This is a genomic window from Pantoea sp. CFCC18179 (assembly GCF_059412405.1).
Genome location: NZ_JBNBPM010000003.1, coordinates 384,096 through 407,627, shown reverse-complemented (window position 1 = coordinate 407,627; position 23,532 = coordinate 384,096). Strand labels below are relative to the sequence as shown.

Genomic DNA, 23,532 nt, shown 5'->3' with positions numbered 1-23,532 from the left:
TGCGTTACAACACGCCGCTAAACAACACCGGGCCGGTCGGTTGACTGGTTGGCGAGCCGCCGTGCGGTTCAAGGCTGATGGCAACCACCGCGCCCGGCGGCAAGGTGATCTGATTGAGCGTGAGTTGTGTCGGCGTACGTTCATCAACCAATCCCAGTGAAACCGGTTTTTGACCGTTCGGAATCAGCCAGAGCTGCAAACTGTTTTGTGCCGCCACCGTCACGGGCTTAAGCGGCGTTAACACCAACCGTTGACGATCGCTGCTGCTGCTAACCACCCATTGCGCCTGCTGCTCGGCATTGCTGAGCACGGTGAGCGGCATAACGTCAGGCGCGCGACCATGAAAACTGGAGATTAAGGTGAATGCTGCCAGTCCAGCGGCAACCAACCAGCCCCAATAAGGCTTCAGCGTTTTTTTAGTCGCGGGTTGAGGCAGATTAAGCGTGATTTTTTTCCATACGCGTTCCGGTGGAATCTGTGGCACCACTTGACTATCCAGACCGCTGAGCATGTTCTGCCAACGCGCCAACTGTTGTGCCAGCTCAGGTTCTTGCGCCAGCCGTTTTTCAAAGCGTAACCGCGCATTGCCACGCAAGGTGCCAAGGGCATATTCAGCTGATAACGCATCATCTCGTTGATGTTTATCATTCATAGTCCCACACACTCCCGTAAATGCTCCATCGCGCGGCGTATCCAGCTCTTTACCGAACCCACGGGTTGATGAAGCCAGGCAGCGATGTCGCTGTGTGACATTCCCTGATAATAGGCCAGCGCCACGCTTTGCCGCTGTTCACTGCTGAGATGGCGCAAACAATGCTGTAAACGCGCCACCTGAGAATCTTCGCTTTCATTTTCAGCTTGCTGATTTTCATCGAGAAAAACCTGGTCGTCGTACTCATCCTGTAATGCTTCTTCGCGTGCAGGACGACTGCGTAACCCATCAATACAGCGATTGCGGATGATGTGCGTCATCCACGTCATCGGTGCTCCCAGCGCGGGATTGTAGCGATCGGCTTGATTCCATAAGGTGATAAAACCGTCGTGCAACACTTCTTCAGCCCAGGAACGTTGGCGTAAAGTACGTAGCGCGACGGCAAAGAGGTGTGGTGACATCTGTCGATAGAGTTGTTCAAATGCGTGGCGATCGCCTTGAGCAACCGCCTGCATCAGTTTCACCTGCTGTTCCGCCTGAGACTTATCCATGTTTTTCCCGGATGGCTTGATTGCCCATCCCGAGTATAGACAATTACTTAGGCATCAGAACGGTATCGATCACATCGATCACGCCATTTTTCTGGTTTACATCATAGGTGCTGATATTGGCCACGTTGCCTTGACCATCTTTGAGTTGAATGTTGTGCGGGCCATTATTCATAATCCACAAAGGCTGGCCGTTGACGGTTTTCAGCTCGGCATTACCGCCACCTTGTTTAATTTTCGCTTCTAACGCTTTCATATCCAACTTCCCAGCCACCACGTGGTAAGTCAGGATGCTGGTGAGCATGGCTTTGTTTTCGGGTTTCACCAGATTGTCCACGGTACCGGCGGGCAGTTTGGCAAACGCGGCGTTAGTTGGCGCAAACACGGTGAATGGCCCTTTTCCTTGCAGCGTATCAACCAAACCGGCCGCTTTCACCGCAGCCACTAATGTGGTGTGATCTTTGGAGTTGACGGCATTCTCGATGATATTTTTCTGCGGGAACATGGCAGCACCGCCGACCATTACGGAGTCGGATTGCATAGCAGCCATTGAAGTTGCGCTGAACAGTAATGCGCCTGAAACGATTGCGGTAGCGAATAACGTTTTCATCATAAATCCTCATTGTAGGGGAGCAGATTAGGTGCTCACATGGGGATATACGTAAACGGTAGGCGAACTGGATGCAGTTTTTTTAAATTTATTTTTTTATGGGATGAAAACAGCCAAAAATGACCAAAACTCAGCGCCTGCTTGAACTGGTACAGCTGTTGCGTTGCCATCGCTATCCGGTTACGGCGCAAAGCCTGGCCGAGCAACTCAGCATCAGCGTGCGCACGGTGTATCGCGATATCATTAGTCTGCAACAGCAAGGTGTGGATATTGAAGGCAGTGCCGGATTGGGCTATTTGCTGAAATCAGATGGGCATTTGCCGCCGCTGATGTTTTCTCGCCATGAGTTAGATGCGTTGATGTTGGGGCTGAATTGGGTGAGTCGTCACACCGATCCGGAGTTAAAATCGGCGGCCAATCATGCATTGGCGAAAATTCAGGCGGTGATCCCACAACATCTTAGCCTGGCGATTGATCATCAATCCTTGCTGATTGCATCACGCGGAGAAGTGGTATTTGAAACCCATCTGCCGGCCATTCGCCAGGCCATTCATCAGCGCAATAAAGTGTCATTGCAATATAAAGATCTGAAGGATGCCTCATCACAACGCGTTATTTGGCCGGTGGTGATTGGTTATTTTGATCGAGTGAGATTGTTGTGCGGCTGGTGCGAATTGCGTCAGGATTTTCGTAATTTCCGCGTGGATCGTATTGAGCAGATTGAAATTAGCCACGAAGTATATCCGGGAACGCGTCATCAATTATTGAAGCGCTGGAAGGAGTATCAACAACTGCGTTACCCGGAAAGTGGCTAACCCTGCTGTTAGCCACTGCGCTTGATATTTAGACGTTACAATCGATAACCACGCGTCCGCTGACTTTACCATCAAGTAATAAATGTGCGGCTTCAATGGCTTGGCTGAGTGGCAATACGGTGCTCATTTTTTCGAGCTTTGTCACCGGCAGATGTTCACACGCTTTCTGCCAAATCTGCGGCCTCTTTGCTGCATCAACCATCACGCTATCAATGCCTTTGAGCGTCACGCCGCGCAAGATGAACGGGGCAACACTCCCCATCAAATCCATGCCCTGCGCCATGCCACAGGCCGCCACAATGCCGGCATATTTTGTCCCTGCGCAGACATTGCATAAAGTGTGACTTCCCACGGTATCAATCGCTGCCGCCCAACGCTCTTTCTGCAACGGCTTGCCGGGTAGATTGAGCTGATTACGATCGATGATTTCGCTGGCACCCATCTCCTTGAACAAGCGCGCGTTCTCTTCTGGTCGGCCTGTCGAGGCAATGACTTGATACCCGAGCGCCGCTAAGATGATCACCGCACAACTGCCCACGCCGCCACTGGCGCCCGTCACCAACACTGGGCCGTCGGACGGTTTGACGCCATGTTCAACAATGGCATCAACGCATAACATGGCGGTGAATCCGGCGGTGCCAATCGCCATTACCTGACGCGAATTGCTACCCGATGGCAACGCTGTCAACCATTCACTTTTCACCCGTGCTTTCTGTGCGAGCCCGCCCCAATAACGCTCGCCAACCCCCCATCCGGTGAGCAGCACCGCATCACCCTGCTGAAATGTCGGGCTATCGCTATGCGTCACGGTGCCAGCAAGATCGATGCCTGGGATCATCGGAAAGCTTCTGACAATCGGTCCTTTGCCGGTGATGGCAAGCGCGTCTTTGTAGTTGATTGACGAATATTCGACATCAATAGTGACGTCACCCGCGGGCAAAACGTCATCGTTGAGTTCGGTAAATGCGGCAGCGTAAGTGCCATCGGTGTTATTGATGAGAACTGAACTAAACACTGAACCTCCAGTTACAGAGCGGCGTCTGCGTAATTAAGGTGCGATGGGTGCAGATATTGTCTGATTTAAATAATAGACCGATCGTCTAATTAATTCCATCACCAGATTTAAGCATAATTTAACTTGCTGAAATAGAAGATGATTTAGGGAATGCTACACATTTGTGCGAGGGATTAGGCCGGCAAGAAATTGCACGAGAAAATTATCTAGTGGCTTGCGGCTTTCATGCAGCTTGGCCTGAAGTACCGCCCCTTCCCATCCCGTCCAGAAGTAATCAGCTAAACCGGGTAAGTCAGCGTTGGCGGAGAGATGACCGGTTGCCGCCAGCTCGTCTAAACACCTCAGCATCATCGCCTGCCATTTTTCAAATATCACTTTCAGCTTTTGGCGGAAGCCTTCGGGCAACGTGGCGACTTCTTGCGTCAAATTGCCGACCGCACAACCACGACGAAAAGCATGTTTGGCCATGCCAATTGCCGCAGCATTAACGAACGATTCGATGCGCTGCAGTGGCGGCAGCGCGCTGTTTGCCAGCGTTTTACTTAATAGATGGTCAAAGAAGCTGTCGTATTGATCGAGTACCGCCAGACCAAAGGCTTCTTTGCTTTCAAAGTAGTGATAAAAGGACCCCTTTGGCACGCCTGCGCGCTTAAGAATGACATCAAGGCTGCTGGTGCCAAAGGCAGATTCCGTTAACACCTCAACGCCGGTACGCAGAATGGCGCGGCGCACGTCACGCTGCGCAGACTCGGCTTTAGGCGGACGTCCACGTTTTTTGGCTGTTGGCGCGAAGGGAATATTCATCAGATTATGCGGAAATGGCTAACAACCTGCTGCTAGCCATATTGATTGATTAAATCGCGTCGTCAGGTTCTAACGCATCTTGAATCGCATCGGCGAGATTAGCCACTTCGTTTGCCACCGCCTGCAAATCCCATGATGCTTTCGAACCACTTGCCGAGGTAGACGCACTTACCGACTCTTTAGCCACTGCCAGAGCGGCGGCGACCGCGATGGTACGCTTATGCTGCTCAACTGAAACGCCAATCGGCGGTTGCGTGAAGTAATCGTTTACCATGTGGATTATCCTTTTAAGTAATAAAAAATAAAAAAATGAGAACGGTCATTATGGGCGATTCCTCACAAAGTGCGAGCAATTGTGCGTTTAAAGCAACTGCGAACGTCCGATCCTCGCTCGTAGTGGGCATTCCAACCTATTAATTAGAAACCTTAAGCTAGATTCCTAACCTATCGCCCACAATGCCTGCGATATTGAAGCTGTTTTGTCATGTTATTAACTCGACAATATGAATCTTATGGCCGTCCACAGCACATAGATTCCTAGCAAAAACTGCACTGCCCAAACTCCCCATCGAACATAGCGCCACGCCTGTCGTTCTTTTTCATTGGCCGCTGCGATAATCGGGTTAGCATGGAGTTTTCTTTTTTGCGGCATAAAGTATAACCAAATCAAAATAACCGTCGTTATTGCGGCAACTATTTTGAGCATCACGTGTCCGTCCATGAAAATATTTCCTTATTTTTTTATAAAAACCAGCCCGCTAAAGCAACCAAACCGACAATTAGTGAGGCAAACACCGCACCCGTTGTGAAAGCATGCGTTGTCTTCTGCTCTTCTCTGCGGATGTCATGAAATCGGGCGAGAGCCCCCTTTTCATCCGCGGCACTTAATTCTTCAAACTGCTTATCATAACCCTGCTCAGTCAGGACGGCAGCTCCCGCGCTATCCGTTTTCTTCAGTGCTGTTATCTGGTTATCCTTTTTATAAAAACAGTATTCCGGCATATGTTCCTCCTGAGTGATACGACGCGTTACGTCAACGACCATATAATAGACGTTGACGGTGGAACATTGAGATTTTAGAGGTTGAGCTTAAGCTAGAAGGCTACTGACAGAATCTGTCATCGCTTGCTCATAGTATGCATCGCACATCCAAAGGAGAATGCCATGCTTACTGCCAATATGACCATCATCTATGTTCCAAACGTCGTAAAAAGCGCCGATTTTTATGCTGCCTTATTTGATTTAAAACCGGTGGAATTAAGTCCAACCTTTGCCATGTTTATTTTTAATGGCGGGTTTAAATTGGGCATCTGGTCTAAATACACCGTGGAACCGGCGGCGCAACAACTGCCTTTCAGCGCTAACGGCGAACTGGTATTTAAAACTGAAACCAAAGCAGACGTCGATTTCCTCTATAACGAATGGGGCACGTTCCGCGAAGTGACCATTATTCAAACACCGGTGAAAATGGATTTCGGTTATACCTTCAGCGCCATCGATCCCGATGGTCACCGCTTGCGTGTGTGTTATTTAGATTTAGATGGTGAATAATCATTAATAAGCGCGCCGCACAGGCGCGTTTATACGTTTATAATTCAGCGCGGGTCAATTAGGTCCACCACCATCGATAGAATTTCATCCATGATGTGTGGCTCAACCTTTGCTGAAAAACTCGCATTACGCGCTGCTAGATCAAGAGAGCGAAGTTGATAGCACAACGCGACACCGGTAACGTTCCCAGTGTCGGTACTATTGCCATCCAGATACACCGTCACGGCTTGCGAGCGCGAGGCGTTGCCACCACTGGTTACCGGAATGCAAACGGCTGTCCCTAGCGCGGCGACGAGTTCCCGCCGTGAAATCACCAGATAATAATGCGGCCCCTTAAACTCCCTGCCTTCAACGGGATCATCGTTGACGTGCCAGATTTCACCCAACTGCGGAACTCTACGCGATATCATCAAATAGCCTCCTTGCCTTGCGGTTCATCCTGCAAATCGTCACTGATTGCTTCATTTAGCTGGCGAATCTCATCCTGATCAATGCCTGCTAACAGTTGCTCCATGGTTTTTCTACCGCGTGCGACCCGGTTAACAGGTTTAATGTTGATTGACTCATCAGTTGCAGTCACATCAAGCTCAATGCCCACATGCCATCCCGCTTTGGTCGCAATGTCACTGGGAATCGTTAGCACGACGGCTCCGCCCTGTTGGCGCAGTTTAGTTAATGCCATACATCCTCCTGAGTGTAACTTTGTCACACTCAGCGTAGCATTAAGTGAGACAAAGTCACACTGTTCTTTTACTGCTCAATCCAACATGGTCACCATAAATGGCGACCCTACGGGATGGATGCGGAGTTGGGGGGGATAAATGCCTGCACCGGAGTTAATTCGCCGCGATATTTACGCGCCGCTACCACGGTGATTTGGCCACTGCAACCTTGCGCCAGCGAGGAAGTGCCAATGTCTAGCGTCAATACGTTGGGATTGCCATGACGGCATAACGGGCGCAGCGCCGTCGGATCTACCGGATCGTACCAGGCACCGGTAGGCAATTGCACCACGCCGCGCATGATGGTTTGCGTCACGCGCGCGCTCGCCAGCACGTGTCCACGCGGGTTATACAACTCAATAATATCGCCATCATTAATGCCCAAAGACGCCGCATCTTCAGGATGCAAGCTGCATACTTCGCGGCCGTCGCGTTTGCCGCTCAGACTGTAATCACCAAAATCCAGTTGGCTATGCAAGCGCGTTGCCGGTTGGTTGGCGATTAACCAAAACGGATGCTCAGCATCCGGTTGCTGCTGCGGCTCGCGCCATACCGGATGTCCCGGACAGTTTTCGTAATTGAAGCTGGCGATGGTGGCGGAGAAGATTTCGATTTTGCCGCTCGGCGTTGGCAGCGGCGCGGCGTCGGGATCGGCGCGGAAAGCATTGATCATGCGGCCACCATCTTTCAACTGCGGCAACTCCAGCACGCCTTGTTGCCAAAAAGTGGCGAAATCGGGGATCTCAACCTGCTGCGCCGCCAGCTTTTGTTGCAACTGCGCGTAATGATGTTCAAGCCAACCGCGCGTGTCACGACCCTCGGTGAAAGCCTGTTCATGGCCTAAGCGGCGCGCCAGCTCGGCAAAAATGGTGTAATCATCTTTGGCTTCACCAAACGGCTCGGCCACCGGCTGCATGGCAAATAGATGGCGATCGGTCGGCGCACCGCCAATGTCTTCGCGCTCCAATGTCATGGTGGCGGGCAACACGATATCGGCGTGACGCGCGCTGGCGGTCCAGGCGATTTCATGCACGATCAGCGTATCTAACTGGCAAAACGCCTGACGCAAGCGAGCCAAATCCTGATGATGATGGAACGGATTGCCGCCCGCCCAATAGGCCAAACGGATGTGCGGATAGGTTAAGCGGCGGCCATTGTAATCAAACTGTTTGCCGGGATTGAGCAGCATATCGGCAATACGCGCCACCGGAATCAGCCGATCAATGCCGTTTTTGCCCTGCGGCAGCGCCGGGAAACTCACCAAATTGTGATGCTTGCCGTAATGCCCCAACGCGCCCAGCGCATAGGTGTAACCGCCGCCCGGCAAGCCCGGCTGTCCGAGCGCCGCCGCCAACACCAATCCCAGCCACACCGGCTGTTCGCCGTGTTCGGCACGCTGCAACGCGTGCGCTACCGTGACCAACACGCGCTTGCCATAAAGGTGGCGCGCGAAGTCCTCGATAAATGCCGCATTCACGCCGCATATTTCGGCTGCCCACGCTGCATCACGCAACGTTCCATCTTCTTCACCACGAATGTAGGCGACCATTTGCGGCCAGCCAACGGTGTAACGTGCGAGGAAAGCTTCGTCGGTAAGCTGTTCATCGATCAACACTGACAATACGCCAAGGATAAAGGCCGCGTCGGTGCCCGGTCGCAGTGCCAACCATTCGCCCTGCGCTTCGTCCGGCAGATCGCTTTTCAACGGGCTAATCGAGATGAAACGCGTGCCGCGCTGTGCTGCCTGCTGCATAAAACCGCGTTCGGTGTGTTCGCTTAATCCGCCGCTGGCGACCTGTGAGTTTTTCAACGCCAGGCCGCCAAAGGCCAGCACGATTTCGCTGTGCTGGGCGATCTCTTCCCAACTCACGCCGCGTCGGGCGATTTCCGTCATATCACCGACAATGTGCGGTAGCAAAACCGAAGCGGAACCCGAGCTGTAACTGTTTACCGAACGCACGTAACCGCCGAGCGTGGTATTGAGGAAACGATGCACCTGGCTTTGCGCGTGATGGAAACGTCCGGCACTCGACCAGCCGTAAGAGCCGCCGAAGATGCCTTCCGGGCCATAATTATCTCCAACGCGTTGCAGTTCGCGCGCCACCAGCCTGTACGCTTCCTCCCAACTCACCGCGATATAGTCGTCATTGCCGCGCCGATCGTCCGGGCCAGGGCCGTTTTCCAGCCAGCCGCGACGCACCATCGGACGGGCAACACGCGCCGGATGGTTGAGTGCGGTGCGAAAATTTTGCAGTAACGGGCTGGGATCGGGATCGCCCTTGAACGGTTCGATGGTGAGTTGATCGCCCTGCTGTTGGGCATGAAAAGCGCCCCAATGCGCGCTGTGCATTACCGGTTTTTGCGTCATCATTGTTCCTGGCATTAAAAATGAAAAACGGTGCCTAAAGCACCGTTGCAATAAAGTTTCTTACGCGCCCGTTTTCCGGGTCGTCGAGGACTTGCTGGGTTGGACCGGCCGCCACGATCTTGCCGCTTTCCATAAACACAATGTTGTCGGCCACCTCGCGCGCGAAGCCGATTTCATGCGTGACCACCACCATGGTGATGCCAGAGTGCGCCAGCTGTTTGATCACCTGCAACACTTCACCGACCAGTTCCGGGTCGAGTGCTGAAGTCGGTTCATCAAACAACATCACACCGGGATCCATCGCTAGCGCGCGAGCAATCGCCACGCGCTGCTGCTGTCCTCCCGAGAGATTTTGTGGCCACTCATCTTCGCGACCCGATAATCCCACTTGCTTCAACAGCGACAGCGCTTTGCTGGTGGCTTGCTGGCGACTCTGCTTTTTAACCCGCATTGGCGCATCAACGATGTTTTGCAACACGGTACGATGCGGGAACAGGTTGAACTGCTGGAACACCATGCCGATTTCGGCACGCTGACGCGCCACATCCACGCTGCTTAATTCATGCAGCGCCTGACCTTTCTGCTTGTAGCCAATGATCTCGCCGCCAATGCGAATGGTGCCGCCATCCAGCTTTTCCAGATGGTTGATGCAACGCAACAGCGTCGATTTGCCGGAACCCGACGGTCCAAGGATCACCGTGACCGAACCGGCGGGAATATCCAGATTCACTTCATCGAGAATCGTCACGCCTGAGAAGCGTTTGGTGACTTTACGTAAGGCGATTGCTTCAGCCATTGCTCACGCTCCTTACGGCTTTCACGCCTGATAATCCCGGCAGCGATTTGAAGAAACTGCGCTTTTCACGACGCGTAACGCCACGGCCAAAATAGCGCTCAACGTAGAATTGGCCGACCGACAATACGGAAGTCATCAGCAGATACCACAAGGTTGCCACCAACAGCAGCGGAATCACTTCATAGGTGCGCTGATAAATAATCTGCGCCGAAAACAGCACGTCTTGCAGCGAGATCACCGACACCACCGCGGTGGTTTTCAGCTGACCAATAATTTCATTACCGGCAGGCGGCATGATGGCACGCATCGCTTGCGGCAACACGGTATGACGGAAAATCTGTGACGGGCGATAGCCCAGCGCGCGCGCCGCTTCCAATTGTCCGTTGCCGACACTTTGAATCCCGGCGCGCACAATTTCCGCTGCATAGGCAGATTGGTGCATCACTAATGCGATCACCGCCGCACTAAAAGGACTCACTAAGGCGTTGGATTGCGTGCTCCAGATTTCGCCGAGGCCGGGAATCGACAAGGCAATCGTCGGATAAAGTGCGGCGATGTTGTACCATAAGAATAGTTGCACCAGCATCGGCACGCCACGGAAGAACCAGGTATAGAACCAGCTCACGCCGACCAACACCGGATTCGACGAGAGACGCATCAGCGCCAGCACCGTTCCGAAAGCAAAGCCCAGCACCACAGATATTGCAGTCAGCTGCAACGTCATTAATACGCCTTGCAGGATTGATGCGCCGGTGAAGTTCTCCGCAATCACGCCCCATTCGAAGCGTGGATTGTTAATCATCGAATGCGCCATCGCCACCACGCACAACAGCACCACCAGCGCGCTGAACCAGCGTCCGTAGTAACGTTTGCCGACGATTTTCAAATCGTCGGTTGGGTGGTGAATATCACTCATTGAAAGATTTCCTGATTGCGTTTCGCTTCTTTAACTGCACCAAAACCGATACCCCAGTTATCAAGGATCTTTTTGTAGCTGCCATCTTTGATCAGCGAGTTCAGCGCAGCTTGCACCGCCGGTTCCAGCGCGGAATCTTTCGGGAAGGCGACAGAAACTGGCGCATCGTGCACAGTGATTTCGCCGCTCATGGTCAACGGTTTGATCACTTTCACCTGCCACAGCAAACCTTCGTATGGACCCAGGAACATCGGCACGCGACCGCTCACCACCGCTTGCACGCCAGCAGGACGATCCGGGAACACTGACACTTTGATCGGTTTGTTACCGGCAGCTTCACATGCTTTGCTGGCTTCTTCCAAACGCGTTACCTGCGTGGTGCCGGAACCCGCACCGACTTCTTTGCCACACACATCAGAAAGGTTTTTGAACGGCGCGATGTTGGCATCTTTGCGCGAGATAATGCCGAGCAAGCTGGCATCGTAGTAACCGACGAAGTCGATGATTTTGGCGCGCGTTGGCGTGGCGTTGATGTTAGACAGCGCGACGTCATAACGACCGGTTTTTAAGCCAGGAATGATGTTGTCGAAACCGCCGGTGTCGCGCCATTGAACCTGGATTCCCAGGCGCTCGCCCACGGCATTCATGATATCGATTTCACGTCCCGCCAGAGTTTTGTTGTCTTCTTTATAGAAGGTGGTTGGCGGCGTGTTGGGATTGGTTCCGGCCACGATGTAACCACGCTTGACCACATCCGCTGGCAGCAAACTTTTCAGCGCAGGATCGGCCTGCACGTGTAACGAGCTGTCGGTTGGCACGGATTGATCGGCGGCGAACGCGGTGTGGGCACTCAATGCGAGCGCTAAAAGAGTCATGCCTTTGGCGAGTTTCACTGGAACCTTTCTCCTGATTTATAAAAAATTTCCCGGCAGGGAAAAGGCGTTGAGGTAGCGATGGTTTTGTCTCCTGTCTCACCCGTTGGCGGCAGGAATTGTCATCCTCAAGACGTCCCAAAGACATTCTCTTTGAATGAGTGCAACGATCACAAATGCGAAAAAAACATATCTATTGCCGAAATTCGGCAATAGATATCAAAGCCATATCGGCAAGGGATTGCCGCGCCAGTAAAGACGCGGAATTAAGCGAGGATTTCAGATTTTGCCACTGAATCAATGGCCTGCTTTTGCCGTAGGAAACGCACAATTAGTTATGAGTCATCGCGGATTTGTCTAAGCGTTTGCGGATAGGCTCGAACTCTTTGGTGGCATTACGCGGAATGGTGTCAGGCAGATTTTGCTCCGCCGCCTGCCAGTAACGCCACGCCACTTTTTTATTGCCCAACTCGTAATCCATGCCGTCCCAACTGTCTTCGCGGAAACTGTAAAACGCCCAGTGCGCTTGCTGTTTGTCCAATACCTTCAGCACATCTTCAAGATATTGCGTGCAGCCTTTTAGGGTGCGTACACAACCAAATTCCCCCACCACCATTTGATGCTTGTCGATACCTTTTTCCGCTGCCCAGTTAAAGGGCAACGTTAAATAAGCGGCCACCCGCGCCGCATCCCAACGCTGCATCTGATGGGCATAAGGCACCATGCCGGGATAATTCCACGGTTTTTGCCGTTTAGCATTGGGCGCGCTGGTGGCTTCATAGGGTTCATACATATGCACGCTATAAAGAATGTGCGGATCGCTGAGCGCCTGCGGCCAATAGCTAAATGCATCGGCGGCGGCGTACCAGCCGCTATCTACCATAATTGGTGTTGCGGGATCGACTTCTCTAATCGCGGCAATAATCGTGCGATAAAAAGCAGATAAATCTCGCGCGCTGCCTTGATTACGCTGATACCAGGCTTGCATTAATTCAGGCGTCGCGTGTTCTGCCAGATCGCTATTTTTTTCCGGTGCCGGCTCATTAATGATGTTGTAGGCGGCGATGGCAGGATGATCTTTCAAGATGCTGGCCAAATCGTGCCAGTAGCGCGCGCTTTGTTGCCAATATTGTTTGTCTTGCCATAAGCGATCATCAAACTTGCCGCCGTTATTTTGCGACCAGCGCATTCCGGGCAACGATAAAGGAGTGATAACCACTTTGAGACCGGCGGCTTGAGCGTTATCCAGCACCTGCTTTAATGTGGCGACATCCTCCGCCACCAAACCTTGATAATGATCCGCACTGCCTAATAAGAAATCACGCTGCTGCTTCGGCCACTTATCCCATGATAATCGCACCCAACTCGCGCCGTAATCATGTAACGCTTTGAAATACGCTTCGTTGGGCGGCAAACGGTTAAAACTGTTGCCGCCATGCTGCGGTTGCTGCCAGAAATCCATCTTTTCGGCCGCATTTGTCGGCCCCGCCATGAGCAGGATGCTCAGCACAAATGTAAAGGTTTGTATGATATAGCGCACATTTTCTCCTTAATTTATTTTCCATCCGTATCACTGTTTTCAGCGATGGCGAGCAGCATAAAGCAAATAAAGATAATTACCGTGCGTAACCTTTATTTTTATCATTATGATTTAATTCAAAATATGTCACCCTTTCGCCATAAAACCGTCTCAATAATCTGCATTTCAACCGCGTTAGAATAACCCTACTTTCAGCACACCTTTCCATTATAAATCAGCACAATCATGGAGAGATTGTGGAGACGACCTTCGCCACTTATATACAATGATAATTGTTATCATTATCATGCGCATTTACTTACAATTGTTAACCTAACAGGGAGAAACCTTAAGTGAATGTAACTATGCGTGGCAAAAAGCGTCCAATAGCGCTTTTTTTAGCGGGAATGCTAACGTCGCCAGCCTTTGCTGCGGAAACCACTGAAAAACTGGCGGATGACGAATCGATGATTGTCACCGCCGAGCAGGAACTGAAGCAGCAACCAGGCGTATCGACCATCACAGCGGAAGACATCAAGAAAAATCCCCCTGTTAACGATCTCGCCGACATCATCCGTAAAATGCCCGGCGTGAACCTTACCGGCAACGGCGCCAGCGGCAGTCGTGGTAATAACCGTCAAATTGATATTCGTGGCATGGGCCCGGAAAACACCTTAGTGATGATCGATGGCGTGCCGGTTTCATCGCGAAATTCGGTGCGTTATAGCTGGCGCGGCGAGCGTGATTCTCGTGGCGATACCAACTGGGTGCCCGCGGAAATGGTTGAACGCATTGAAGTCATTCGTGGTCCAGCCGCGGCACGTTACGGTTCTGGCGCGGCTGGCGGCGTGGTAAACATCATCACCAAACGCCCGACTAACGACTGGCACGGATCGCTGTCGCTGTACACCAGCCAGCCGGAAAACAGCAAAGAAGGCGACACGCGCCGCGCCAACTTCAATCTCAGCGGTCCGCTGGCCGGCGATGCGCTCACCATGCGTATGTATGGCAACATTAACCGCACCGATGCCGACGCCTTTGATATCAACACCGCAGAAAACGGTTCTTATGCCGCTGGCCGTGAAGGCGTGCGCAATAAAGACATTAATACCGTGCTGTCGTGGAAAATCACCCCGCTGCAAATTGTCGATTTCTCCTACGGCTATAGCCGCCAAGGCAACATCTATGCCGGTGATACGCAAAACAGCAACAGCAACGCCAGCACCGACGGTTTAGTCGAATCGCTGTACGGCGATGAAACCAACCGCCTCTATCGCCAAACCTACGGCATCACTCACAACGGTATTTGGGATTGGGGCACCTCGAAGCTCAACTTCAACTACGAAAAAACCAATAATACTCGCTTACAGGAAGGCACTGCCGGTCGTACCGAAGGGATGATTAACAGCGAAACCTACGCTACCAGCCGCTTAGAAAGTTATCGTGCGGGCGGCGAAATCAACTTCCCGCTGCAATTGCTGGTCGATCAAACCGTCACGCTGGGCGCGGAGTGGAATCGCGATGAGTTGAACGATCCGGCTTCAATGCTATCGGCTAGCGCGACCGGCGTGAATTTGCCGGGCAGTTCGGGCGATCCGAGTGAACGCAGCAGCAAAAACAGCGCTAGCCTGAGTTCGCTCTATTTCGAGGACAACATCGCCGCCACCGACAGCACAGAAATCATTCCGGGCCTGCGCTTTGATTATCACGATGAGTTTGGTGCTAACTGGAGCCCAAGCCTGAATATCTCGCAAGGTTTGGGCGAATATTTCACTTTGAAGGCCGGTATCGCTCGCGCCTTCAAAGCGCCGAACTTGTATCAATCGACGCCAGGCTATTTGCTGACCACACGCGGCAACGGTTGCCCGATTGGCTTAACGCAATGTTATTTATTAGGGAATGACAATCTCGATCCTGAAGTCAGCGTCAATAAAGAAGTCGGATTGGAATTCACCCATACGGGCTATGTCGCGGGCATCACCTATTTCCGTAACGATTACAAAAACAAAATCGTTTCCGGCACCGATCCGATCTACACCAACGGCAGCTATAACGTGCTGCGCTGGGAAAATGGCGGCAAGGCGATTGTTGAAGGTTTAGAAGGCAATCTGACCATTCCTTTGATTACCGATACGCTGGAATGGCGATCCAACGCCACGTATATGTTCCGTTCGGAGAGCAAGAAAACCGGTAATCCGCTGTCAGTGATTCCAGAATTCACCATCAACTCGCAGTTGGAGTGGCAAGCCACGCAGGATCTGAGCGCTAACATCAACTGGACGCAATACGGTCGCCAGAAGCCGCGCCAAAATGCTGAAACCAATATCGATCAAACCAACATGACGTCGCGTGAAATCAGCCCGTATTCGGTGTTTGGTCTGAATGTGAATTACGACATCACAAAAAATCTGCGCGCTAATGCCGGTATCAATAACCTGTTTGATAAACGCATTTATCGCGAGAATTCCGGTGCTTCAACCTATAACGAGCCGGGTCGTGCCTATTATGCTGGCGTGACAATGTCGTTTTAATCTGATGTTTTGGCGCACTTCGGTGCGCCAGTTAATTAGTGAAAGAACTCAGCTAGCGCTTCAGCCAGCGTCTGCGGTTGCTCATCGGGGATGAAGTGGCCGCAGTGCGCGATCGTAATTCCGGTGACATCGTCAGCAAATTTGCGCAGCGGCTCCGCCATATCCGGAATCGAGCCTTGATCGGCGCTCACCGCCAGCAACGGCAGTTGCAGCTTGCTGAAATCTTTTTGCAATTGTTGATTCTGCCTGGCCGAATGCATGACATCACGATATGGCGCTAATCCTGCGCGCAACGCGCCGTTTTGTTGCAATAAGCGCAGATATTCCGCCATCTCTTCTTCGCCAAACACCATTGGACTGACCGCTTTGCGTTTAAGGAACCATTCGAGATATATCGCTTCGCGCCCTTCAATTAACGTTTCAGGCAAATCCGGCAATAAATGGAAGGCAAAATGCCAGGTTTTCCACGCTTTATCCGGCGTCGCAGGCAAAGCTTCCGGCAACGTGACGCCGGGAATACCCGCATCCAGCAGCGCCAGCTTCTTCACCTGATGGCGATATAACGTGGCATACGGCCAGGCAACCCACGCGCCGACATCGTGTGCGGCAAGATAATAGCGATCCAGCTTCAATTGCTGCATCAATCCTTGCACTTTCTCTGCCAGCGATATGGTGTCGTAGCCGCTGATCGGTTTGTCGGAGTCGCCCTGGCCGGGCAAATCGGGCGCGATGATAAAGTAGCGATCGGCCAACAACGCCATCACCTTGCGCCACGCAAACCAACTTTGCGGAAAACCGGCCAGCAGCAGTAAGGTTTCGCCGTTGCGATTACCGCCGCTGACATAATGCATACGCACGCCATCAACCGTGGCGTACTGATGGGTAAAACCTTCGAGCTGATCTACTGCTTGCGACCAACGTGGCGCGTCTTTCAAAGCTGATGCGGTCATTTTGTTCTCCAGTCATTTAGGAAATGATCACTTCCTAATTAAGTAAAATTTTTAATCGAGCAAGGTTAATACAGTGGCGATCAGAGAATCTTGCTGCGGCAGATTTTGCATTTTGCCTGCCACGCGCATGCCCAAAACCATGCAAAGCAACACGCCGCTTAACGGCTGAATATCATGGCGCGGGTTAATCGATCCGTCTTGCTGCCCTTGTTCGATTAACGCGACGATGGCATGCAGATTGCGCTGCAATGCGCGGCGCACCAACTCCGCCAACTCGCTATCCAGCACCTGCAATTCAATCGCGCTGCCGACCACTAAACAACCGCGCCGCCCTTCTACATCACTCGCCGATTCCAAATAAAAACGCAGCAGTTCAGCGATGCGCGCACGCGCGTCAGGTTGCTGCTCTAATCGCTGACGTAGCACCTCATTACGCAATGAGGTGTAACGCGCAAACACTTGCAAAAATAAGCCACGTTTATCACTGAAGGCTTTATAGATACTTCCCGCCGTCAATTCCATCGCCGCACTGAGATCGCTGATGGACGCGCCGTGATAACCTTTTTCCCGGAACACCAGCATGGCACGATCCAAGGCAATGTCGGTATCAAACTGGCGTGGACGTCCACGCTCACGCGTTACATTGAGTGGTTGCGCCATAACAGCACCATTAAGGAAATGATCGATTCCTAAATGATAGCCGCGAATTGCGGGGAAAGGCAACGCTATAAATGATCTGATTTGTTATGCTGCTGACAAATTTTTGTTAACTATTGTGGAACCTATGAGAACAGCGGATTTGTTGCGACTGCTAATATTGGCAGCGATTTGGGGTGCCAGTTTTCTGTTTATGCGCATTGCGGTGCCCGCGTTAGGTGCGGTGAATACTGCATTTTTGCGCGTATTTTGCGGCATGTTGGGCTTGTTGATCATCATGGCGATCATGCGTATTCCGCGCCGTTTTGATGGCAAGTTAGGCTGGGCCATGTTGCTCGGCGTCATCAATTCCGCCATTCCATTTCTGATGTATTGCCTGGCCGCACGCGTTTTGCCGGCGGGTTATTCAGCCATCCTCAATGCTACCACGCCATTAATGGGCGTGATTATTGGTGCAGCCTTCTTCGACGATAAATTAACGGTGAACAAAGTGCTTGGCATGATCGCTGGATTCAGCGGCATTATCGTCATCAGCACCACCGGTGAAGCGCACTTTTCCAGCACCTTGATCTTGGGAATTTTGGCCTGTTTAGTCGCCACCGCCTGTTACGGTGTGGCGGGTTTTCTGACCAAACGCTGGATTGGCGCACGCGGCGGGCTGGATGCCACCAAAGTAGCCTTCGGTAGCCAGCTTGGTGCATCGGTGTTCTTGCTGCCATTCTTTGCCTTCAGCGCACCGCAAACACTCGCTGCAAACTGGCAAATTCCCGAAGTGTGGGTGTGCATTTTGGCGATTGGATTTATTTGCACCGCGCTGGCCTACATTCTTTACTTCCGCCTGCTGGCCGATATCGGCCCACTGCGCACCTTAACCGTCACTTTTATGATCCCGCCGTTCGGCATTTTATGGGGCTGGTTAGTGCTGGATGAGCAAATTAACCAGGGATTTATTAGCGGTTCATTATTGATCGTCTGCGCTGTTTGGTTGGTAACCAGCAAAGGATTGGGTAAAACTGCGGTAATAAATAATCAGACCAATAAATAATCGCTCGCGCTGCGCTTGTGATTAATTGGAAGCTAACTAACCTTAATCTTGCAGCATGGGCATGGCGTTGAAGCAATTATTTCCGCCATGCAGTAACAACTCACAAGAGGATGTTTTATGGCTGAGCATAGAGGCGGTTCCGGTAATTTCGCTGACGATAAAAAGAAAGCGTCTGAAGCCGGTAAAAAAGGCGGACAAAGTAGCGGCGGGAGCTTTAAAGACAATCCCGAAAAAGCATCTGAAGCCGGTAAGAAAGGCGGTAAAAAGTAACTGCATCAATGGCTTTGATTGTATGAGCCGCCAGGGCAAGGATGCCCACTCAACATCCCTTCATTCCATCCCATCCTCTCCTATTAATTACTGACATTAACTAAATTTTATTGCTTAAATTTCGTTACCGCTTCGTCTTAATAAAACGCTTTGTAGGTTTTCAACGTGACAATTATCACATTTATGCCAGGCTTAAATTAATCACTTTCATCACAAGGAGAAATTTATGACTGCACCAACCAACAATAAAAGCTTAATTATTGAAGAATATCCGGTACCGCCTTTTAAACAACAAACACAACCGATACCGGGTTTAGCCAGCAAAATGGAACCGCGTCCCGATCACGGTGAAACCAGCTATCAGGGCAGCGGCAAATTGACCGGACGTAAAGCGCTGATCACCGGCGGTGATTCTGGGATTGGTCGCGCCGTAGCCATCGCTTACGCACGTGAAGGTGCTGATGTGGCAATTAACTATCTGCCAGAAGAGGAATCTGATGCCGCTGAGGTGGTGCAATTAATCGAGGCCGAAGGTCGTAAAGCGGTGGCGATTCCGGGCGATATTCGTTCTGAATCCTTCTGCAAACAGCTGGTGCATCAAGCCGCTGAGCGATTAGGCGGGCTGGATATTCTGGTTAACAACGCAGGACGCCAGCAGTTCAATGAATCGATTCGCACCCTTTCGACCGAAGATTTTGACGCTACTTTTAAAACCAACGTTTACGCGATGTTTTGGATCACCAAAGCGGCGCTGGATTATCTGCCAGCGGGTTCATCGATCATCAACACTTCTTCCGTGCAGGCATATAAACCCAGCGAGATTTTGCTGGACTATGCGCAGACCAAAGCAGCGATTGTTGCTTTCACCAAGTCGCTGGCGAAACAGTTGGGTAAAGAGAAGATTCGCGTCAATGCGGTAGCGCCCGGCCCCTATTGGACCGCATTGCAGGTAAGTGGCGGACAACCGCAGGAGAAAGTACAGCATTTTGGCGAGGATGCGCCGTTAGGACGTCCGGGACAACCGGCTGAAATCGCCTCGTTGTATGTGACGTTCGCGCAGTTGGATAACAGCTTCACTTCTGGTCAGGTTTGGTGTTCTGACGGCGGTACAGGAACGTTATGATTTTCCAGGTGCGCAATAATGCGCACCCTACAATTTACTTGTACATAAGTGAGTAGACGACGCTGCTGTTAACTAAGCCTGGCGTGGTTGCGCCTTCGGCGTAATATTGCACGGCGTAAACCAGAGCCGTACTGCCTTTAATCAGCACAAATCTGGTATTGCTTACCTGGTTTTGATTACCCACCTGAATGGGTGCGCTATTGTTTGGAACATCCAGTAATTGCAAGCTGACATTAGTAGCGCCGGTGAGGTTGGTGTTTTTTAAACGGCCTGTCAAAGCATTAACTGTCTGACCCGCCTCGAAAAATGCTGCAACGGCGCCTAATGAGCCCGCGCAGTTACTCAGCGTCATGCCAAATCGTTGCTGACCTGCTGTTTGACCAGAGCTTTGCAACAAACTGGTTTGTACAGTAGGCAATACTATTGTCGCATCAGGACCTTGGCCACCGATGTTGATGTCACAAGTATTTTGCGTCAGCTCACCGTTAAACGTTACTGTTCCGGTTGATGCGGCCTGTGATGTCGCGCTCAACAGTAGTGCTAAAGCTGAAGCAGCGAACAACGATTGAGTCGATTTACGCACCGAATGTCTTCCATATTGTTTATGTAATGTGGGAACGAATCGGTTCCCATCTGATCACATGAATAATATGTCGCGTTGTGAATCACGAATATCGGAGCGGCGGCGCACAGTTGTAGGCGTTTTGATCGCTTTTTGTCATCCTTGCGCGGGAAGTTTGTAGTCCTTATTCCCCTGCCAATCTTGCAGGAAATACCTCGCGCAACCATTCGATAAACACACGCAATCGCTGCGTGAGATGACGATTCTGTGGATACACCACGTGAAACGGATAGTGAGCCGGTCGCCACGCCGCTAGGATTTCCACTAACTTACCCGCCTGCAAATCCGCTTTCGCCGCGTAGCGAAAGGTTTGAATAATGCCTAATCCCGCCACTGCCGCCGCCAGATGCGCATTGCTTTCATTCACGCCAATGCGATGATCGGTCTTAATTTCCAATTTGTCCTCGCCGCTGGCAAAACGAAACGGGAACGCCCTGCCGCTTTGCGGTGCCAGATAGCTCACCAACCGATGACCGTTTTTCAATTCTTGCGGATAAGCCGGAATGCCGTAGGTTTTAAAATAGCTCGGCGCTGCGCAGGTAATCATCTCGGCATCGCCCAAATGGCGCGCCACCAGCGAGGAATCACTGAGCGGGCCGCCGCGAATCACGCAATCCACGTTGTCACTGATCAGATCCACCGCACGATCTGAAACGCCCAAATCGAGACGGATATCGGGATAATGGGCGATGAAATCGGGCAGCGCCGGAATCAGCACATCACGCGCCGTCGATCCGCCGATATCAATGCGCAGATAGCCGCTCGGCTTGCCGCTCTGCGCGTTGAAAGAGTGATCGATATCTTCCAAATCGCGCACGATGCGCAGCGCTTTTTCGTAATAGTCGCGCCCTTCCGGTGTCACCGTCACGCGTCGCGTGGTGCGTTGCAGCAAGCGAATGCCAAGATGCGCTTCCAATTCCTGCACCAATTTGCTGAGTGTGGCATTGGGCATATCGAGCGAATCCGCGGCACGCGTGAAGTTGCCCGCTTCTACCACGCGCGCAAAGACGCGAATCGCCATTAATTGATCCATTACATTATCCACACACAGAAATAGTCCTTTCGATTTTACACCATTTATTCACAAATGCCGCAGCGCTACATTGCTTGCCATGCACTGCAACGCAGTGATTAAAACCTCAACCATCATTGGAGAAGCAAACATGAACGCATTGAACGGTAAAATCGCATTAGTCACTGGCGGCACCAGCGGCATTGGTTTGGCATCGGCACAAGAGTTGGCGGCGCAAGGCGCGCGGGTATTTATCACCGGTCGTCGTCAGGCCGAATTGGATGCGGCGGTCGCCAGCATTGGCTCACAGGCCAGCGGCATTCGCGCCGATGCTTCAAAACTCAGCGATCTTGATACGGTGTATGCCGAAATCGCCAAACAGGCGGGACGTTTGGATATCCTGTTCGCCAACGCTGGCGGCGGTGACATGCTGCCGCTTGGCGCTATCACCGAAGAACATTTCGACCGTATCTTCGGCACCAACGTACGTGGCGTGTTGTTCACGGTGCAAAAAGCGCTGCCATTGCTCAGCGATAAAGCCTCGGTAATCCTCACCTCGTCAACTACGTCGATTCAAGGCACCGCCGGATTCAGCGTCTATAGCGCCAGTAAAGCCGCGGTGCGCAACTTCGCACGTTCCTGGGCGTTGGATGTGAAAGAGCGCGGCATTCGCGTCAATGTGGTCAGCCCCGGTCCGGTGCGCACGCCAGGTTTGGGTGAGTTGGTCAGCGAAGATCAACGTCAGGGATTGTTTGATGCATTAGCCGCGCAAGTACCGCTGGGTCGTCTTGGCGAGCCGGGAGAGATTGGTAAAGTGGTGGCGTTTTTGGCATCAGATGCATCCAGCTTTATCAACGCCACGGAATTGTTTGTCGATGGCGGCATGGCGCAAGTGTGATGTGAAAAGGCGATTTTACGGGCAGGTTCCCGTAGGGTCGCCATTTATGGTGACCGCATTATTACCCTGCACTCGGATCGGCTTCGACATACAAATAACCAATTCCCAACACCTGCTGTGCGCGATCCAACTGACCGAAGTGCACATTGGTGCCTTTGCTTTTCAACGCATCTCGCGGATCGAAAGGATTGAAATCAATCTGGCGCACGATGGCCTGCAACCAGTTTTCGCCAAAAGTACAACTGCGGCCATACAACCAAATCTGATTGATATTCAAGGTATTGAGGAAGTTGTACAAACTCAAGCCAATCGCTTCAGCCGATCGCTCGGCCCACGCGATAATCCAGGGTTCACCGGTTTGCCATGCCGCCAACAGCTGTTTGCTGCTCACCAGCGGCACGTCGAGTAATTGCTGCTGCGCCGCCTGTTTCAACGCGCTAAGAGATGCCACGGTTTCGAGACATCCCTGGCGGCCACAGCTGCATCGCACGCCGTTAGGCTCAATAATGGTGTGCCCAATTTGCCCGCTGCCATATAAATTACCGCGAAAGATCTCGCCATTAATCACAAAAGAGGAGCCGATGCCGTAATCAACGTTGATCACGCAGAACTCGCTCAACGCATTACGGCTCAACCACTTCTCGGCCAACGCCAGCATCACGCAATCATTATCGACGCGTACCTCAACGCCGAGCTTCTCTTCCAATAAAAACTTCAGTTGCAGCGGTGTTTTCCACGCGGCTTGCGGCATATGTTGTGACACGCCGGTCACCGGATCGACCTGGCCGTGTACCGCCAGCGCCAGATTGATACGCCGCTTCGGCCACAGTTTGCAGGTTTGTCGCCACACAATCTCAATCTCATCGAGCAATGCCTGTGGCGTCTGCGCCTTGATGCCGATTTGCTGATAACTGCCCTGCGCCACCAACTGCGCATCGGCCAGTTGCAGTTCAATGCTGGTCGGCTTGATGCACAAACACAGCGTCCACGTGCCATCCGACGGCAACTGGAAACTGCCGTTGCTGTTGCCGCGCGCGCTCATCAACGCAGCGGAATGTTGCAGTTTTCCCTCGTCTAACAACGCCTGCAAAATTTTACTCGCCGCCGGAATGGTTAATCCGCTGAGCTGTGCCAAGTGCGATTTGCTTAGCTGTTTATGTCGCCACATCAGCGCCATAAACAGCGCTTTGTTGTATTGGCGCACCTGAACGTTGTTCATGCCAACCGGTTTCATTT

The 23,532-nt window shown here is 52.0% G+C and carries 27 protein-coding genes; 7 read left to right on the top strand and 20 right to left on the bottom strand.

All coding sequences use genetic code 11. From position 1 onward, the window contains the following. Window positions 1-4: 4 nt before the first annotated feature. From ACPUC7_RS09495 to ACPUC7_RS09485, 3 genes are read right to left on the bottom strand one after another with little or no spacing between them, the layout of a single operon-like run. Window positions 5-652, bottom strand: a complete 648-nt coding sequence (locus ACPUC7_RS09495) for an anti-sigma factor (RefSeq protein ID WP_494922724.1) — start codon at window positions 650-652, stop codon at window positions 5-7. Next, on the bottom strand, window positions 649-1,203 hold the full coding sequence (locus tag ACPUC7_RS09490; protein ID WP_494922723.1) for a sigma-70 family RNA polymerase sigma factor: 555 nt from the start codon (window positions 1,201-1,203) through the stop codon (window positions 649-651). Before ACPUC7_RS09490 ends, ACPUC7_RS09495 begins: the two co-directional genes overlap by 4 nt. A 43-nt stretch (window positions 1,204-1,246) precedes the next feature. Continuing rightward, the gene (locus ACPUC7_RS09485) at window positions 1,247-1,810 is read right to left on the bottom strand and encodes a fasciclin domain-containing protein (protein WP_494922763.1); all 564 of its coding nucleotides are present in this window, start codon (window positions 1,808-1,810) and stop codon (window positions 1,247-1,249) included. Between the two features lie 119 nt (window positions 1,811-1,929). On the opposite strand from ACPUC7_RS09485, the gene ACPUC7_RS09480 reads away from it, so the two are divergent. Beyond that, window positions 1,930-2,625, top strand: coding sequence for a helix-turn-helix transcriptional regulator (locus ACPUC7_RS09480; RefSeq protein ID WP_494922722.1), 696 nt, complete (start codon window positions 1,930-1,932; stop codon window positions 2,623-2,625). 28 nt (window positions 2,626-2,653) lie between these two features. On the opposite strand, the gene acuI is transcribed toward ACPUC7_RS09480, so the two are convergent. The 5 genes from acuI to ACPUC7_RS09455 all read right to left on the bottom strand — a co-directional run bounded on the left by acuI (window position 2,654) and on the right by ACPUC7_RS09455 (window position 5,446). Then, window positions 2,654-3,640 (bottom strand): acrylyl-CoA reductase (NADPH), encoded by a 987-nt coding sequence (acuI, locus tag ACPUC7_RS09475; protein ID WP_494922721.1) that lies wholly within the window; start codon window positions 3,638-3,640, stop codon window positions 2,654-2,656. Between the two features lie 153 nt (window positions 3,641-3,793). Next, window positions 3,794-4,444 carry an acrylate utilization transcriptional regulator AcuR gene (acuR, locus tag ACPUC7_RS09470; RefSeq protein WP_494922720.1) on the bottom strand — a complete coding sequence of 217 codons (651 nt, stop codon included), beginning with the start codon at window positions 4,442-4,444 and terminating at the stop codon, window positions 3,794-3,796. 49 nt (window positions 4,445-4,493) lie between these two features. After that, window positions 4,494-4,718 carry a hypothetical protein gene (locus ACPUC7_RS09465; RefSeq protein ID WP_343550483.1) on the bottom strand — a complete coding sequence of 75 codons (225 nt, stop codon included), beginning with the start codon at window positions 4,716-4,718 and terminating at the stop codon, window positions 4,494-4,496. Between the two features lie 216 nt (window positions 4,719-4,934). Then, window positions 4,935-5,165 carry a hypothetical protein gene (locus ACPUC7_RS09460; protein WP_494922719.1) on the bottom strand — a complete coding sequence of 77 codons (231 nt, stop codon included), beginning with the start codon at window positions 5,163-5,165 and terminating at the stop codon, window positions 4,935-4,937. Window positions 5,166-5,185: 20 nt separating this feature from the next. After that, window positions 5,186-5,446, bottom strand: a complete 261-nt coding sequence (locus ACPUC7_RS09455; RefSeq protein WP_494922718.1) for a hypothetical protein — start codon at window positions 5,444-5,446, stop codon at window positions 5,186-5,188. A 162-nt stretch (window positions 5,447-5,608) separates the two neighbouring features. Here ACPUC7_RS09455 and ACPUC7_RS09450 point away from each other — a divergent pair, with 162 nt between their 5' ends. After that, window positions 5,609-5,995: a VOC family protein gene (locus tag ACPUC7_RS09450; RefSeq protein WP_494922717.1), complete on the top strand. Its 387-nt coding sequence runs from the start codon at window positions 5,609-5,611 to the stop codon at window positions 5,993-5,995. A gap of 44 nt (window positions 5,996-6,039) precedes the next feature. Here ACPUC7_RS09450 and ACPUC7_RS09445 read toward each other — a convergent pair whose 3' ends face one another. The 7 genes from ACPUC7_RS09445 to ACPUC7_RS09415 form a co-directional block, all read right to left on the bottom strand. Next, complete coding sequence (locus ACPUC7_RS09445; protein WP_494922762.1) at window positions 6,040-6,405, bottom strand: type II toxin-antitoxin system PemK/MazF family toxin; 366 nt, start codon at window positions 6,403-6,405, stop codon at window positions 6,040-6,042. Then, window positions 6,405-6,677, bottom strand: a complete 273-nt coding sequence (locus tag ACPUC7_RS09440) for an AbrB/MazE/SpoVT family DNA-binding domain-containing protein (RefSeq protein WP_494922716.1) — start codon at window positions 6,675-6,677, stop codon at window positions 6,405-6,407. Before ACPUC7_RS09440 ends, ACPUC7_RS09445 begins: the two co-directional genes overlap by 1 nt. A 107-nt stretch (window positions 6,678-6,784) precedes the next feature. Beyond that, on the bottom strand, window positions 6,785-9,085 hold the full coding sequence (locus tag ACPUC7_RS09435) for a molybdopterin-dependent oxidoreductase (RefSeq protein WP_494922761.1): 2,301 nt from the start codon (window positions 9,083-9,085) through the stop codon (window positions 6,785-6,787). Between the two features lie 34 nt (window positions 9,086-9,119). Further along, the gene (locus tag ACPUC7_RS09430; RefSeq protein ID WP_494922715.1) at window positions 9,120-9,881 is read right to left on the bottom strand and encodes an amino acid ABC transporter ATP-binding protein; all 762 of its coding nucleotides are present in this window, start codon (window positions 9,879-9,881) and stop codon (window positions 9,120-9,122) included. Continuing rightward, complete coding sequence (locus ACPUC7_RS09425) at window positions 9,874-10,797, bottom strand: amino acid ABC transporter permease (RefSeq protein WP_494922714.1); 924 nt, start codon at window positions 10,795-10,797, stop codon at window positions 9,874-9,876. The genes ACPUC7_RS09430 and ACPUC7_RS09425 overlap by 8 nt, the downstream gene beginning before the upstream one ends. Further along, window positions 10,794-11,690 (bottom strand): ABC transporter substrate-binding protein, encoded by an 897-nt coding sequence (locus ACPUC7_RS09420; RefSeq protein WP_494922713.1) that lies wholly within the window; start codon window positions 11,688-11,690, stop codon window positions 10,794-10,796. The genes ACPUC7_RS09425 and ACPUC7_RS09420 overlap by 4 nt, the downstream gene beginning before the upstream one ends. 310 nt (window positions 11,691-12,000) lie before the next feature. Next, the gene (locus tag ACPUC7_RS09415) at window positions 12,001-13,209 is read right to left on the bottom strand and encodes a glycoside hydrolase family 5 protein (protein WP_494922712.1); all 1,209 of its coding nucleotides are present in this window, start codon (window positions 13,207-13,209) and stop codon (window positions 12,001-12,003) included. Between the two features lie 344 nt (window positions 13,210-13,553). On the opposite strand from ACPUC7_RS09415, the gene ACPUC7_RS09410 reads away from it, so the two are divergent. Continuing rightward, window positions 13,554-15,719 (top strand): TonB-dependent siderophore receptor, encoded by a 2,166-nt coding sequence (locus ACPUC7_RS09410; protein ID WP_494922760.1) that lies wholly within the window; start codon window positions 13,554-13,556, stop codon window positions 15,717-15,719. A 35-nt stretch (window positions 15,720-15,754) separates the two neighbouring features. Here the strand turns inward: ACPUC7_RS09410 and ACPUC7_RS09405 are convergent, their stop codons facing one another. After that, on the bottom strand, window positions 15,755-16,669 hold the full coding sequence (locus tag ACPUC7_RS09405; RefSeq protein WP_494922711.1) for an alpha/beta fold hydrolase: 915 nt from the start codon (window positions 16,667-16,669) through the stop codon (window positions 15,755-15,757). Window positions 16,670-16,720: 51 nt separating this feature from the next. Next, window positions 16,721-17,329, bottom strand: coding sequence for a TetR/AcrR family transcriptional regulator (locus ACPUC7_RS09400; protein WP_494922710.1), 609 nt, complete (start codon window positions 17,327-17,329; stop codon window positions 16,721-16,723). 124 nt (window positions 17,330-17,453) lie between these two features. Between ACPUC7_RS09400 and ACPUC7_RS09395 the strand changes: the two genes are divergently transcribed. The 3 genes from ACPUC7_RS09395 to ACPUC7_RS09385 all read left to right on the top strand — a co-directional run bounded on the left by ACPUC7_RS09395 (window position 17,454) and on the right by ACPUC7_RS09385 (window position 19,764). Then, on the top strand, window positions 17,454-18,371 hold the full coding sequence (locus ACPUC7_RS09395; RefSeq protein ID WP_494922709.1) for a DMT family transporter: 918 nt from the start codon (window positions 17,454-17,456) through the stop codon (window positions 18,369-18,371). Between the two features lie 117 nt (window positions 18,372-18,488). Further along, window positions 18,489-18,641: a KGG domain-containing protein gene (locus tag ACPUC7_RS09390; protein WP_494922708.1), complete on the top strand. Its 153-nt coding sequence runs from the start codon at window positions 18,489-18,491 to the stop codon at window positions 18,639-18,641. Window positions 18,642-18,867: 226 nt separating this feature from the next. Continuing rightward, a complete protein-coding gene (locus tag ACPUC7_RS09385; protein WP_494922707.1) occupies window positions 18,868-19,764 on the top strand; it encodes an SDR family oxidoreductase in 897 nt (298 codons plus the stop codon). Window positions 19,765-19,798: 34 nt separating this feature from the next. Here ACPUC7_RS09385 and ACPUC7_RS09380 read toward each other — a convergent pair whose 3' ends face one another. Continuing rightward, complete coding sequence (locus tag ACPUC7_RS09380) at window positions 19,799-20,347, bottom strand: fimbrial protein (RefSeq protein WP_494922706.1); 549 nt, start codon at window positions 20,345-20,347, stop codon at window positions 19,799-19,801. A 163-nt stretch (window positions 20,348-20,510) separates the two neighbouring features. Beyond that, window positions 20,511-21,419 carry a LysR family transcriptional regulator gene (locus tag ACPUC7_RS09375; RefSeq protein WP_494922705.1) on the bottom strand — a complete coding sequence of 303 codons (909 nt, stop codon included), beginning with the start codon at window positions 21,417-21,419 and terminating at the stop codon, window positions 20,511-20,513. Between the two features lie 130 nt (window positions 21,420-21,549). On the opposite strand from ACPUC7_RS09375, the gene ACPUC7_RS09370 reads away from it, so the two are divergent. Continuing rightward, window positions 21,550-22,296 carry an SDR family NAD(P)-dependent oxidoreductase gene (locus tag ACPUC7_RS09370; protein ID WP_494922704.1) on the top strand — a complete coding sequence of 249 codons (747 nt, stop codon included), beginning with the start codon at window positions 21,550-21,552 and terminating at the stop codon, window positions 22,294-22,296. A gap of 61 nt (window positions 22,297-22,357) precedes the next feature. Here ACPUC7_RS09370 and ACPUC7_RS09365 read toward each other — a convergent pair whose 3' ends face one another. Next, complete coding sequence (locus ACPUC7_RS09365; RefSeq protein ID WP_494922703.1) at window positions 22,358-23,530, bottom strand: ROK family protein; 1,173 nt, start codon at window positions 23,528-23,530, stop codon at window positions 22,358-22,360. Window positions 23,531-23,532: the final 2 nt, after the last annotated feature.